This is a genomic window from Micromonospora sp. URMC 105 (assembly GCF_051386295.1).
Classification (GTDB): domain Bacteria; phylum Actinomycetota; class Actinomycetes; order Mycobacteriales; family Micromonosporaceae; genus Micromonospora.
In genome coordinates this window covers 1-782 of the sequence record NZ_JBPQTL010000212.1, presented here as the reverse complement: position 1 = coordinate 782, position 782 = coordinate 1, and the positions used below count along the sequence as shown (strand labels likewise).

Below are 782 nucleotides of genomic sequence, written 5' to 3'. Positions count from 1 at the left end.
CACGGGCGATTGGCGCAGTGGGAGCGCGCTTCCTTGACACGGAAGAGGTCACTGGTTCAAACCCAGTATCGCCCACCAGGATGACAAGGCTGGTCACCGGAGTTCCGGTGGCCAGCCTTTTCCGTTGCCGGCGTGCCGTGACCCCCGCCTGCTTCCCGCTCCGTCGCTGCCCTGCGGGGGCCGCTGGGTGCCCGCCGCCAGGGTCACCCGACGGAAGGGCGCCGGCCGCCCGAGGGTGACCGGCGCTCCCGCCGTACGTCGTGCGCCGGACCGTTCAGCTCCGTCGGCCGGTGGTGTGCTTTTACAGCGGCGGGGCGATGTCCCGACGCTCCTCCACGCGCCGGTACTCCACCGGCTCCGGCGCGGTCGTGGTGACCACCTGGCGGCGGCGACCCCAGACCAGGGCGGTCATGACGAGGCCGAGCAGACCGGCCGCCATCAGGATCCAGCCGACCACGTCGAGGTTGACGCCGCCGACGCTCGCGTCCAGGGCGAAGGTCAGGATCGCGCCCGCGGCGAGCAGGAAGATACTGGTTCCGATACCCACGACAGCCTCCTTCAGGGGGATGTGGTGTGCTGTCGCAGCAATCAGTACCCCGTCGGTGACCAGCGCAATCGCCCGTCGCGAGCCGAGCGGGTGGGGCGGCGGAGCCGGCGATCTTGCCATCGGGTAGAGTTCAACCCGTCGCCGGGGAGACCGGGCGGCACGCGGACGTAGCGCAGCTGGTAGCGCATCACCTTGCCAAGGTGAGGGTCGCGGGTTCGAATCCCGTCGTCCGCTC

General features: G+C 70.5%; 1 protein-coding gene and 2 tRNA genes. 2 read left to right on the top strand and 1 reads right to left on the bottom strand.

Annotated elements, in window-relative coordinates; translation table 11 throughout:
- Positions 1–3 precede the first annotated feature (3 nt).
- Positions 4–78 (top strand) — tRNA-Val (locus ACSNN7_RS28995).
- A 223-nt stretch (positions 79–301) separates the two neighbouring features.
- On the opposite strand, the gene ACSNN7_RS28990 is transcribed toward ACSNN7_RS28995, so the two are convergent.
- Positions 302–547 carry a DUF6458 family protein gene (locus ACSNN7_RS28990; protein ID WP_436684221.1) on the bottom strand — a complete coding sequence of 82 codons (246 nt, stop codon included), beginning with the start codon at positions 545–547 and terminating at the stop codon, positions 302–304.
- A 161-nt stretch (positions 548–708) separates the two neighbouring features.
- Between ACSNN7_RS28990 and ACSNN7_RS28985 the strand changes: the two genes are divergently transcribed.
- Positions 709–781: transfer RNA gene (locus ACSNN7_RS28985), tRNA-Gly, on the top strand.
- Position 782: the final 1 nt, after the last annotated feature.